The organism is Paraburkholderia adhaesiva, assembly GCF_021390575.1.
Lineage (GTDB): Bacteria > Pseudomonadota > Gammaproteobacteria > Burkholderiales > Burkholderiaceae > Paraburkholderia > Paraburkholderia adhaesiva.
Genome location: NZ_JAJEJQ010000003.1, coordinates 468,756 through 481,206, shown reverse-complemented (window position 1 = coordinate 481,206; position 12,451 = coordinate 468,756). Strand labels below are relative to the sequence as shown.

Annotated in this window: 12 protein-coding genes; 8 read left to right on the top strand and 4 right to left on the bottom strand. The window is 61.5% G+C overall.

The genetic code is table 11. The features are described from left to right. Positions 1-26: 26 nt before the first annotated feature. Positions 27-353, bottom strand: a complete 327-nt coding sequence (locus L0U80_RS26250; RefSeq protein ID WP_233872880.1) for a DUF4148 domain-containing protein — start codon at positions 351-353, stop codon at positions 27-29. Positions 354-742: 389 nt separating this feature from the next. Here L0U80_RS26250 and L0U80_RS26245 point away from each other — a divergent pair, with 389 nt between their 5' ends. The 4 genes from L0U80_RS26245 (at position 743) to L0U80_RS26230 (ending at position 4,673) form a co-directional block, all read left to right on the top strand. Next, positions 743-1,738, top strand: a complete 996-nt coding sequence (locus L0U80_RS26245; RefSeq protein WP_233872877.1) for an aldo/keto reductase — start codon at positions 743-745, stop codon at positions 1,736-1,738. A 113-nt stretch (positions 1,739-1,851) separates the two neighbouring features. Continuing rightward, positions 1,852-2,319: a YaiI/YqxD family protein gene (locus L0U80_RS26240; protein WP_233872874.1), complete on the top strand. Its 468-nt coding sequence runs from the start codon at positions 1,852-1,854 to the stop codon at positions 2,317-2,319. Between the two features lie 309 nt (positions 2,320-2,628). Beyond that, a complete protein-coding gene (locus L0U80_RS26235; RefSeq protein WP_233872871.1) occupies positions 2,629-2,931 on the top strand; it encodes a hypothetical protein in 303 nt (100 codons plus the stop codon). A 557-nt stretch (positions 2,932-3,488) separates the two neighbouring features. Next, positions 3,489-4,673 carry an endo-1,4-beta-xylanase gene (locus L0U80_RS26230; protein ID WP_233872868.1) on the top strand — a complete coding sequence of 395 codons (1,185 nt, stop codon included), beginning with the start codon at positions 3,489-3,491 and terminating at the stop codon, positions 4,671-4,673. Positions 4,674-4,774: 101 nt separating this feature from the next. On the opposite strand, the gene L0U80_RS26225 is transcribed toward L0U80_RS26230, so the two are convergent. Continuing rightward, positions 4,775-5,503, bottom strand: coding sequence for an OmpA family protein (locus L0U80_RS26225; protein ID WP_233872865.1), 729 nt, complete (start codon positions 5,501-5,503; stop codon positions 4,775-4,777). A gap of 168 nt (positions 5,504-5,671) precedes the next feature. After that, positions 5,672-7,180, bottom strand: a complete 1,509-nt coding sequence (scpC, locus tag L0U80_RS26220; protein WP_233872862.1) for a succinyl-CoA:acetate CoA-transferase ScpC — start codon at positions 7,178-7,180, stop codon at positions 5,672-5,674. A gap of 419 nt (positions 7,181-7,599) precedes the next feature. Here scpC and L0U80_RS26215 point away from each other — a divergent pair, with 419 nt between their 5' ends. Continuing rightward, positions 7,600-8,079, top strand: a complete 480-nt coding sequence (locus tag L0U80_RS26215; RefSeq protein ID WP_233872859.1) for a cupin domain-containing protein — start codon at positions 7,600-7,602, stop codon at positions 8,077-8,079. A gap of 57 nt (positions 8,080-8,136) precedes the next feature. Here the strand turns inward: L0U80_RS26215 and L0U80_RS26210 are convergent, their stop codons facing one another. Further along, positions 8,137-9,045 (bottom strand): LysR family transcriptional regulator, encoded by a 909-nt coding sequence (locus tag L0U80_RS26210; RefSeq protein ID WP_233872856.1) that lies wholly within the window; start codon positions 9,043-9,045, stop codon positions 8,137-8,139. 111 nt (positions 9,046-9,156) lie between these two features. Between L0U80_RS26210 and L0U80_RS26205 the strand changes: the two genes are divergently transcribed. From L0U80_RS26205 to L0U80_RS26195, 3 genes are all read left to right on the top strand, one after another. Then, positions 9,157-9,945, top strand: a complete 789-nt coding sequence (locus L0U80_RS26205; protein WP_233872853.1) for a gamma-glutamyl-gamma-aminobutyrate hydrolase family protein — start codon at positions 9,157-9,159, stop codon at positions 9,943-9,945. A gap of 16 nt (positions 9,946-9,961) precedes the next feature. Further along, entirely contained in the window at positions 9,962-11,065 is a 1,104-nt protein-coding gene (locus tag L0U80_RS26200; RefSeq protein ID WP_308444891.1) for a M14 family metallopeptidase, read from the top strand. A 66-nt stretch (positions 11,066-11,131) separates the two neighbouring features. After that, positions 11,132-12,451 (top strand): MFS transporter, encoded by a 1,320-nt coding sequence (locus L0U80_RS26195; RefSeq protein ID WP_233872847.1) that lies wholly within the window; start codon positions 11,132-11,134, stop codon positions 12,449-12,451.

Genomic DNA, 12,451 nt, shown 5'->3' with positions numbered 1-12,451 from the left:
CTGCCCAGTATTGGCTTCGGAGCCTCTCACCCCGGTTGAAGAAACTGCGGACACTCCGTCACGAACCAATGGTCGACGATGCGCTGCGCCGCGTGGAGATCATCTGGATAGTACGGATCGTCGTTCCATGGTGAAGGGTTGTAGCCCGCTTTCCTCAGGGCCGAAAGCTCGCTCTGGTTTAGCTGCTTTGTCGGAGGCGCGTTGTTTCTAAGCGCCGCAAGATCACGGCATTCCGTTGGGCTCAGATGGGTCCCGCTTTGTGTCATGCCTTGTGGCACACCGCCGACGGCACACCCAGTCAGCACGAACACCAACGCAGCTAGCATCGTGCGACTTCTCAGAAGGTTTTCCATGGCACATATCCTCGCGTCTGATTGGCGCGACGCAAGCGCGTGCGATGCCGCCGGTCGCGCGTGACTTCCGCGTTTATTTTGCCTTAGGCCATTCACCGGAAGAATCGCACTGCACAAAGGGAAGAAAGCGCCTCGAATGACCGTCACGCTTCAAAAAGAGCAACGCGCCCGCCGGTATCCGAGCGTCCTGCAACCGCCCCTCCTTCCCCGAAACTCTGCGAAGATCGGTTATTCGACACTTCGTGCATGCATGGATTCGGACACAGACATCACGACTAGATGCGTCGCATGCTTGCTACACTATCTAACGAAAGATGGCCGGAACGGATGTAACGTGGCCGACTGAAGCGCTAACGTCGAATTTCGCAAAACACAGGACGAAAACTCAAATGACGCTGTCGAAGAGAAAATTTGGCCGTACCAACTGGAATGTATCAGAAATCGGTTTTGGTGCATGGGCGATAGGCGGCGCGTGGGGCGATGTCGCCGAAGACGACGCCAAGGCTGCGCTGAATGCCGCGCTCGATAGCGGCGTCAATTTCATCGACACGGCAGACGTCTACGGCGACGGCCGCTCGGAGCGGATCATCCGGGACGTGTTGCGGCAACGCGGCGGCGAGCGCCCGTTCGTAGCGACCAAGCTCGGACGTCGACTCAACCCGCACGTAACCAGTGGCTACACGAACAAACGTGAGCTTGAGGGTTTCATCGACCGGAGCCTTTCGAACCTGGGCGTCGATACGCTCGACCTGGTGCAATTGCATTGCCCGCCGACGGAGGTTTATTACCGTCCTGAGGTGTTCGAGGCGATGGACGACTTTGTCGCCGCGGGCAAGATCCGCTTTTACGGCGTGTCGGTCGAAAAGGTCGAGGAAGCGCTGAAGGCGATCGAGTACCCCAATGTGGTTTCGGTCCAGATTATCTACAACATGTTTCGTCAGCGCCCCGCCCACTTGTTTTTCCGCGAGGCGCAAAAGAAAAACGTTGCAGTCATTGCGCGCGTCCCGCTGGCGAGCGGCATGCTGACGGGCAAAATGTCCGCGGATTCGGTTTTCGCGTCGGACGACCACCGCGCTTTCAATCGCCATGGCGAGGCGTTCGACGTCGGCGAAACGTTCTCCGGTGTGCCTTATGACATCGCGTTGAAAGCGGTCGACGAGTTGCGCAGTCTCGTGCCGGCAGGGGCCACCATGGCGCAGATGGCGCTTCGCTGGATTCTCATGGAGGAGGCGGTCTCCGTCATCATCCCGGGCAGTAAAAACGCGGCCCAGTCGGCGTCGAATGTCTCGGCTGCGGGCCTGGCTCCCCTGCCGGATGAGGTCATGCAACGCGCCCGTGAAGTTTACGAGCGCCTTATCGCACCCCACGTCCACCAGCGCTGGTAAAAGGTCACGAGCCAGGAACAGAGCGCCGCGCAGCAAAGCGAGGCGGCGCTCTGGCTTCTTGCAGGCAACCGGCCTTGCTATATGATCGCGGTTTATTCTCCGGGGTCCCCCTCATGCAGATGCTTGTTGACGCCGACGCTTGCCCTGCCGTCGTCAAGGACATGCTATTCCGGGCCGCGCGACGCGTAGAGGTCTGCGTAACGCTGGTCGCGAATCAGTACTTGCGCACGCCGCCGTCGCCGTTCATCAAGGCGATTCAGGTTCCCTCGGGTTTCGATGCTGCCGATGCCCGCATCGTCGAATTGGCCACGTCGGGCGACCTTGTCATCACCGCAGACATACCGCTCGCCGCTGCTGTGCTCGAAAAGGGCGCCCATGCGCTCGATCCGCGCGGAAACTGGTTTACACGCGAAAACATCCAGGAACGCCTGACAATGCGCGACGTGATGGACCAACTGCGCAGCACCGGCGTCGAGACGGGCGGCCCTGCGCCGTTCACCACGCGCGACAGCAACGCGTTTGCGGGTCAACTCGACCGGTTCCTGGCACGTCACGGCTCGCCGGGCAGCGGGGCCCGCTGAGAGCCGCTTGTAGCCCACCCGTCGCCGCTTGCGTTAACGGCGAAGCAAGACTCGAATTGTCCCGCCCGACTCAAGCGCGATGCCTCGGGCGCGCTCGCACGGACAAACGTAGAGGCGACTACAATTCCCACCATTGTCCATACTTATCCCGGCCAGTTTCGGTCGGTGAATTCAGGTACAGATCGTCGACAATACGTCGACACCGACTTCACGCACTTGCCGCTTTAAGGGCACGTTGATTGCTGCTTTTCTCGACGCAGGCTGTGACGTCTGCGTCTTCATTGCAGTCCGCTTAAGGAGGGTCGAAACATGAGTAAGGCAATTAGCACATTAATCGCGGCCGTCGCCGCATTCGCGCTGTCGGGTGGCGCTTATGCCCAGGCGGGAGGAGGGCAAAACGACAGCAATATGGCTAGCCCGACGAACCAGATGAAGGGAGCAACAAGCGGTTACGGCATGCCCGGCACCGCCAACACGGACAGCGGCATGGGCGCCGGGTCGCAGAACCCGGGTATGTCGAACACGACCACCAGTTCTACGCCGCCCCTCAATGCTCTCCCGAACAACAACTCGCTGGCTACCCCGAGCGTAAAGTCGCCGGTCGCCCACTAATAGCGGTTAAAGATCACAAGCAGTCGCGAATAGGCAGTTCAGTCGCATGGGGATCAGGCGTCAATGCAACACCTAACGGGCACTACTTAATACAACCGACCTGAACGGTCACGCGCTATCGAGCAGCATGGATGCTCAGGTGCCGATGAACGCGCGAGCAACTCAAGCAGCGGCGGAGGCCGACATCAACAGACATAGTCGTGTCTGTTGTAACGGACAATCCTCACGAACTACACAAATCTGAAACTCGAGTCGCTAACTCGCCATACGCCGTATGGACGGCCGCTTCGAGGAAGATCGAAAGATCGCAAGGTTCAGCTCCGGAAGTTCCACACACTCTCCTGTCCAGACGGGATCACGTCTACCCTGCTCTCTCGATCCGACTGGCACCATTGTCCCACACGTCATTTCCCCAAACCCGTTGCATCGGCAAGCAGGTCGGGAAAATCCCCCATAGCGGGCCGATGAGTCGTTGCTTAACATCCACTTCGTTAACGCTAACGTCGCACGTACCAGAAAATTAACCCGACGGAAAATCCACTAAAAAGAGAGGGGAAATGCGTCCTGTGAGGATCTCGATGCGCGCGATCTGCGCGGCTGCCGTGATGTGCTCGCTTGCCTTGACCGCTGGTTACGCTCACAGCCAGACAACCGCCGCGCTCGACGGGGCGCCGCCCGCGGAGGCACCCACGCACGCATTGCCCCAACTGCGAAGTGTGATGGCGACGCACTTCAAGGTCGGCGCGGCGATCGAACCCGATTCGATCGACAGTGCCGCCGACGCCGCGCTGCTGGCCGCACAGTTCTCGAGCCTGACCGCAGAGAGCAAAATGAAGGCGGGCACGATCGGTGTTGCCGAAGGCCAATATAACTTCGAACCGGCCGACAAGATCATCGCGTTCGCCGAGGCGCACGGCATTGCGGTGCGCGGGCACACGCTCGTGTGGCACTTCAAAAACGGCGACTGGACGGAGGCACCGGACTGGTTCTTCGACGGAGACCCGAAAGATCCTGGCTACCACGATATCGTCGCGGCGCGGCTCAAGCGCTATGTCACCGATGTCGTTACGCACTTCCGCGGCAAGGTCTATGCGTGGGACGTCGTCAACGAAGTGATCAGCGACGATCCGCATCAGGTCTACCGCACAGACAGTCCGTGGTATCGCGCACTCGGTAAGGACTACATTGCAATTGCGTTTCGCGCCGCGCGTGCAGCCGATCCGGACGTCAAGCTTTACATCAACGAGTACAGCACGGACGACCCGAACAAGCGTGCGAAGCTGCTAACGGTGATACGCGACCTGCAGGCGCAGGGCGTGCCGATCGACGGCGTCGGGCATCAGATGCATATCAGTATCAACTGGCCGCCGTTGTCGCATATCAAGCAGGCCATCGACGACGTCGCCGCGCTCGGACTCGAAAACCAGGTGACCGAGCTCGACGTGAGTCTCTACAACGACCCGGGCGAGTGTTGGGCCAATCCGCATGCATGTCTTCCGGATATCGGCAACCCGGTACCGAACGACATCATGCGCGCGCAGGCGCTACGCTATCGCGCGGTGTTCGACGTGTTCGAGCAAGAGCCGAGCATCAAGGCCGTTACGTTCTGGGGCTATTCGGACAAGCACACGTGGCTGACGACGACGCCAGCGACGCGGACCAATCTGCCGCTGCTGTTCGACGCGAACCTGGAGCCGAAATCCGCGCTGCGGGCGATCGTCGATGCTTCGTATCAACCTTGATGCAACGTTGAGTCATACGGCGCTGGGGTGAGCGTTCCGTTGACCGGATTTCCGGATCAGCCCAATCGCATTGCACGCAGTGCGGGACGGGGTCATCACGCTCACCACGGGCCCCTCACCGCACCCGGCGGCGACGCCCTGTAGCGCTGATCTCCGTGCCCGAATGTAACGATCTCCACTCGACGGTCTGGCTGCAAGCAAGCAATGAGTTGCTCACGCGGCAGGCTGTCTGAGCAGTGGGTGGTAATCGGGTCCTGCATGCCGAAACCAATGGCAACGATGCGCCCGGCGGGAATGCCCTGTTCGACGAGCAGCGACTTCACGGTGTCGGCGCGGCGCTGGGACAACCGCATGTTGTGCGCCACGGGGCCAATACGGTCCGTGTAGCCACGCACCTCGACGCGACCGAAGTCGATCCGGTTCAGATTCGCGGCGACGTTGCGAATCTCGGTGTGGCCGCCCGGCAAGACGTCCGCGAGTGAAGCGCGATCGAAGGCGAACAGGGCATCGGCGGAAAGACGCAACACCTCTGCGATGCGCGGTGGCGGCGGCGGCACCGCCGCGCCACGCGCGACGACGATCCAGTGCCCCGGCACCCACACGTAGCGACCGTGCTGCCAGACCCAATGCCCGTTCACCCACGCGTGCCCGAAGCGCGGCGGCGGCACGATTTCATGGCGGGGCGCAGGCGGCGCGAACATCGTGAACTGCGCACTTGCGGGCGCGATGTCGGCGAACGATGCAGCGACGAGCGCAGATCCGGTGGCGAACGCAATAGCAATTCGGCGCAGGCGGCTGCCAACGGAGCCACGAGGGTTAGCTTGTTTCATTTCGTGTCGCACAGAGTGGCAAGGCGAGTGAAGCAAACTGGCATTCAGGCCGGGTTTCAAGCCGTTCTTCCTCGAAACCTGCTTTCCCAAGATCATCGAGGTACGCCCCACCAGGTACGTAGACGGACCGGGCCTTGACCGAACACGATTCATCAGGGAACCGACATGTCAACGCATATCGCCGGTCTTCACAAAGCGTGCATGCCAGGACAACGCCTCGTCGAGTAAATGCGGCGTGTGCTTGCCAACACTCTCGCGGCAGGCACGATCGAAGTAGTCTTCGAGCATCGGGCGATAGTCGGGATGCGCGCACTGGCTGATAATGGCCCGCGCCCGGTGCTTGGGTGAGAGCCCACGCAGGTCGGCCAGCCCCTGCTCGGTCACGACCACGGTGACGTCGTGTTCGGTGTGGTCCACGTGGCTTGCCATCGGCACAATGCACGAAATGGCGCCGTTCTTTGCGATGCTCGGCGTCACGAAGCACGACAGAAATCCATTGCGGGCAAAATCGCCCGAACCGCCGATACCGTTGATGATCGACGTGCCCGCGACATGTGTGGAATTGACGTTGCCGTAGATATCCGCCTCGACCATTCCGTTGATGGCAATGCAGCCCAGTCGCCGCACCAGTTCAGCGTGGTTCGACATTTCCTGCGGACGCAGCACGATGCGGCTGCGATAGTGCTCGATGTTCCGCTGGAATTCCTCGACACCCTCCGGGCTCAGCGAAAGCGCCGTGGCCGAAGCTACGCGAAGCGTGTCGGTGCGGATCAGGTCCAGCATGCCGTCCTGAATCACTTCGGTGAACGCACTCAGGCCGTCAAAACCGCCGGTACGCAAGCCGGTAAGCACTGCGTTGGCGATGTTACCCACGCCCGACTGCAGCGGCAGCAACTCGGGCCGCAGCCGCCCGCGTGCGATTTCGTGCCGGAAAAATTCGACGAGATGCCCGGCGATACGCGCACTGATCTCGTCGGGCGGCGCGAAGCGGCCGAGGCGATCGGGGGCATCGGTTTCGACCACCGCCACCACCTTCGCAGGATCGACCCGCAGATACGGCTCGCCGATGCGGTCTCCGGGCGCAACGAGCGGTATCGGCTTGCGATCGGGCGGTAGCGCCGTGCCGTAGTAGATGTCGTGCATGCCGTCGAGTCCGGCGGGCTGATTCGAATTCACCTCGATAATCACCTCGCTTGCCAGATCGAGCCACGTCTTGTTGTTGCCGACCGAAGTCGACGGAATCAGGCGACCGTCGGGCAGAACGCCGGCGACCTCGATCACGGCCATGTCGATCGTGCCGAGAAAGCCGAACCACGCATACTGGGCCACCTGACCGAGATGAATGTCCATGTATTCGATCTCGCCCCGGTTGATGCGCGCGCGCAGTTCGGGATCGCTCTGGTAGGGCAGGCGAAAATCGATTCCGCCCACTTTAGCGAGCGCTCCGTCGAGTTCCGGCGCAGTAGATGCGCCGGTCAGCACGCGAATCGCAAACTGCTCGCCCCGCGCGTGCGCGTCCTCGATCAGCCGGGCGAGTTCGAGCGGCACACTCTTCGGATAGCCCGCGCCAGTGAAACCGCTCATTCCCACCGTCATGCCCGGCCGGATCAGTGCGGCGGCCGTGCTAGCCGGCATCACTTTCGACATGAACGACGCGTTCTTGATCCGCGATTCCATGTGAGCTCCTCGATATCAGGGTCAGGGGTACTGGAAATAGCGCCACTGCGAATGCCCACGCAAAGTGTCTGCGACGGCACGCGAGGTTGATGCCCACGATACGCCACATGCAATCCAGAAGTCTTTGCGCGGCCCTCCCGCGGTTGAACCGGCGTTCGCCCGGCGCTTGTGAGAACGCGCAAACAGTCGGGCGTTTGAAGACGCTGGTGCCAGCAACCGTCTTGCCCTATGTGCGTTAGACCACATACAAGGGCACGACCCCATGCTTACTCTGTGGCGTCCGGTTACGCGCTACGCATCGATGCTGGCCACAGCACGAAAACCGGTTCGAACTTCAGTCTCTCATCGTCACGATCGTGGCGGCAGGCAGCGAATACGTCACAAGCGCGACGTCCCGCACATCGCTGGAGACCCTACACATGACTTCACAACCGTTTGTCGTGACACCAGGCGAATATCCGCGCCCCCTCAATGTCGTCGGCGAAAAGATCACCGTGCTGGCCTCGCGCGAAACGGCGCGCGGCTATGAAATCTTCCTTCAGCAAGGCCCCGAAGGCAGCGGCCCGCCTCCCCACAGCCACGCCTGGGATGAAACGTTCTACGTCATCAAGGGCAGTGTCGAGGTCATCTGTAATGGTGTGGCCGCTACCGGCACACCGGGCACGCTCGTGCACGTTCCAGGCGGCTCGGTGCATAGCTTCACGATGGGTGTGGACGGCTGCGAGATGCTTTCGGTGTCGGGGCCCATCAGCGAGGCCGCGGCCCTCTTCACGACGATCGACGCGGAAGTGCCGCCCGGCCCGCCGGATGTCGCGAAGCTGGTGGAGATCGCCACGAAGTACAACGTGCACCTCGGGGCGTTAGACGGTGCGGCGGGTCGTGACGGATTGCAGGAATGACATCAGTATCGAGCGGGAGCGCTGAAATCGCTTCGTGAATCTGGCCAACGGACAAGATCAAATAATGGCACCCAGGCGCTCCCGCACAATCGCAAACGCTTGCTCAACCGCAGGAACGAGCGTTCGTCCTTTGAGGCGAACGATCCCGAGCGTCAGTTCCATGTCGGGCTGCGGCATCACATTGAGCAATTCCGTCTCTTTGCTTCGTAGCGCTTCGAGCATCGCGAAATCGGTGGACGTCACGACCGCGTCACTCGACGAGACGAGGTCATACACGGTCGGAAGATCAGTGACGATCACCGCGAAGTGTGCAGCGAAAGGGGCGGTCAGACCGTAGATCTCCATGAAGCGACGCGCGAGCGACTCTTCCAGATAGCCGGTCGCAATCAGTGGATAGTGCTTCAAATCGCTCATTGTGACCGCCGGCAGCTTCGACAGCGGGTGCCCCACACGCGCATACCAGCCGAACCGGCAGCGGTAGACGGGCTCAACCTCTACGTCGGGATGGCACGCGGCAACCCTGATGTCACCCACGAAGAAGTCGATTTGTTCCTCGAGCAACAACCGCATCAACTGGTCCGACGTTTCGATGACGGAGCGCAGTTTGACTTGTGGTGACGAGGTGAGTAACTCAAGCAACATCGGTTTGAGCAGGGTACCGGCAAGCGATGACCCCATGCCGAACGTCAGCGTTCCCGCGCCGCCTGTGCGCATGAATTCGAGTGAGCGCAACCCCTCTTTCTCTTCGAAGACGATCCTTCGCGCACGCTCGGCGAAGGTGTACGCATAGGGGGTGGGTTGCAACCGTCGATCAGTCCGGTCGAACAGCAGTACCCCCAGCGAATCTTCCAACGCCCGAACGCTTCGTGACAACGCCGGTTGGCTGAGGTGAACGCTTTCCGCGGCGGCGCTCAGCGTCCCCGTATTTAACAGGGCCAGAAAATGGTGAAGTTGCCGTGTGTTCATGTCGACGGTCCACTTGCAGAAATTGCATGATAAACAAAATTATTACGCAATTTACGGAATTCAAGCCGCTCACTAGACTGGCCCAGTCAAAACTTGAAGTGCGTAATCGACATGAATCACCCACGCCCTCGCAGGCCGGTCGTTGCAGTAGTGGCCGATCGCTTCGAGCATCATAAGCATGCTGCACATGCCGTTCTTGAGGGGTACGTACACGCCCTCGCGAAGGTGGCACAGGTCCTTCCGTTGATCGTGCCGGCCCATGACGAAGGTGTGGATGCCGAAACGCTCGTTTCCACGATCGACGGTTTCGTGCTGACCGGAAGCCCTTCCAACGTCGTAGCCGAGCGCTACGGCGCAGCGCCCCTGCCGCCATCGACCGTCGTCGATCCGGCTCGAGACGCGGTTTCGTTGCGTCTGCTGCCAGCGATTCTCGAGGCGGGCGTGCCGTTCCTCGGCATCTGCCGCGGATTCCAGGAACTCAATGTTGTGTTCGGCGGAAGCCTTGAGCGTGCGGTCCACGATCAACCGGGGCGACTCGATCACCGGGAAGGCGATCACGACCGGCCGCTCCCGCGCTGGTACGAGGACCGTCATGAAATCCACGTCGCTCCGGGCGGCCGTCTCGAACAACTGTCGGGCGAGGCGACCGTGATGGTCAACTCCTTGCACCATCAGGGAATCGAAAGACTGGGCATCGGCCTGCGCGTCGAAGCGATGGCGCCCGATGGTCTGATCGAAGCCGTCTCTGTCGAGTCAGCCGAACAGTTCACGCTGGGCGTGCAGTGGCATCCCGAGATGCGTGTCGATGACAGCCCGCTCGCGCGTGCAATCTTTACCGCATTCGGCGACGCCTGCCGGACCCGGCAATGCCAGCGCCTGCAACCCGGCTTTCACGCCTGAATCGCTCTATCCCACCGTGACAGAAACCAAATTCAAACAGCTGTTCAGCAACAGCTATGCCGAGGCGCGTGAGAAGTTCCTCATGGCAGCGTCCCGACGCGGCTTGAGCGTCGACTCGTACGAACTGCCGTTGCACGGCGCTGATGGCGAGGCGCTCGCGACCGATGTCGTGCTCGATGGCCCCGCCGATGCGTCGAACCTGCTGCTCGTCATCAGCGGATGTCACGGCGTCGAAGGTTATTGCGGATCCGCGATCCAGACCGGCCTGCTCGAACTCGCCCCGACCGTTACGACACCGCGCGCTGAAAACACCGCGGTGCTGCACGTGCACGCGGTCAATCCCTATGGCTTTTCGCATGCGCGACGGGCAACGCACGAAAACGTCGACCTGAACCGCAATTTCATCGATTTCTCCGCGCCGCTTCCCGAGAACCGCGATTACTCGGAAATCCACGATCTGCTTCTCCCGCGCGAATGGCCGCCGCGACACGAAAACGAAGCGCGTCTGAACGCGTTTCGGGAACGCGTCGGCCCGCGCGGCTTCCAGCGCGCAGTCGCACTGGGACAGTATGCATTTCAGGAGGGCCTGCATTTCGGCGGCATCGCGCCGACCTGGAGCAATATGACGTTCAGGTCCATCTTGCGCAAATACGCTGCGAAGGCGCGCCATGTCGGCTCTATCGACATTCACACCGGTCTTGGTCCGTACGGTGTCGGGGAGCGCATTTTCGCGGCGCCCGACGATCCCGCCACGCTGGCGCGCTCGCGCCAGTGGTGGGGCGACAACCTGACCCACGTCACGACCGGGACGTCTGCGAGCATTCCGCTCACCGGCCCGATCCAGGCGTCGCTCGCGCAGGAAGCGCCGCAGGCAACGCACACGAACGTGTGCCTCGAGTTCGGCACCTATCCTCTAGAGGACGTCATTCTCGCCATGCGAGCCGAGCACTGGCTGCATCGATACAACTGCCCGGATACGTCGAAACGGCAATCCATCAAGGCGGCATTCAAACGCGCGTTCTACCCGCAAGACGACGACTGGAAACTCGCCGTCTGGGTACAGGGACGCGAGGTCTATCTGCAGTCGCTCAATGGCCTGCAAAGAGGTGGCGATGAGTAAGGCGCCCATCCTGGTCCGCCGCGATGGCGCGACGCTGACGAGAACACCAACACGGAGACAGGTGAAATGACGACAACTTCCAGTGCGCTCGAGGCTGGCGTGCAAGACCGCGGCGGCGTGCGTCAGACGCGCCCCGCGATTAGCCGCGCAGCGGTAGCCGGAGCCGTAGCCGGCAACGCACTCGAATTCTACGATTTCGTGATCTACGCTTTCTTTGCCGTTTATATCGGCAAGGCGTTTTTTCCCGTGAGTGGCGAGTACGGCAGCCTGCTGGCCTCGATGGCCACGTTCGGCGTTGGCTTCCTGATGCGTCCGCTGGGCGCTGTTCTAATCGGCCGGTTCGCGGACCGCGCGGGACGCAAGCCCGCGATGATCCTCACGGTCGCTCTGATCACGATCGGCACTTTGGGTCTTGCTGCAACGCCGGCCTACTCGGCTATCGGCGTGGCTGCGCCAATCATCGTCGTGGTCTGCCGCCTCGTCCAGGGCTTCGCCCTCGGCGGCGAGGTCGGCCCGTCGACGGCGCTTCTCGTCGAGGCCGCGCCGTCTCACCGCCGGGGTCTTTACACCAGCTGGCAGCTGGCAAGTCAAGGCATCGCCGTGACTGCCGGTGGTGTGATCGGCGTCGCCATTTCGCTGGTGCTCACCACATCGCAACTCGCGAGTTGGGGATGGCGCGTTCCCTTCCTGTTCAGCCTGGTGCTCGTTCCGGTTGCGATCTACATTCGCCGCAATATCCCGGAAACGCTCGAAGACACGCCCAAAGCCGCAGCGGAAAGAAACGAAGAGAGCCGACTGTCCGGCAACCTGCGCTATGTCGTGCTCGGCACGCTGGTCCTGCTGGCCGGTGCCGTTTCCTCGCAGGTTGGCAACTACATGACGACCTTCGCCATTCAGGTCTTGAAGTTGCCACCGGCACTTGCCCAGATGAGCGTGCTGGCCGGCGGGGTGTTGACGTTCGTATTCGGGCTGGCAGGTGGCGTCATGTGCGATGCATGGGGGCGCAAGGCCGCCATGATCGTGCCGCGCGTCGCCCTGGCCGTAGTGATCGTTCCGATGTTCTGGTGGCTCAGCACTACGCCCAGCGCCACCAGCCTGCTCGCCGCAACCGCCGTGCTTGCATCGCTGACCGCGGCGAGCGCCGCTGCAGGCCTGGTTGCCATTCCGGAACTGATGCCCGCGCGCTACCGGAGTACCGGCATCGCAATCACTTACGGCGTGGGAACGGCAATCTTTGGAGGTACGACGCAGTTCGCCGTGACCTGGATCATCGCCGTGACCCATAGCGCACTCGCCCCTGCTTACTACGTGGTGGCGACCAGTGTGATCAGCCTCGTCGCAATGGCCTTGCTGCCAGAAACGCGGAATCGCCATATCGGCGATTGA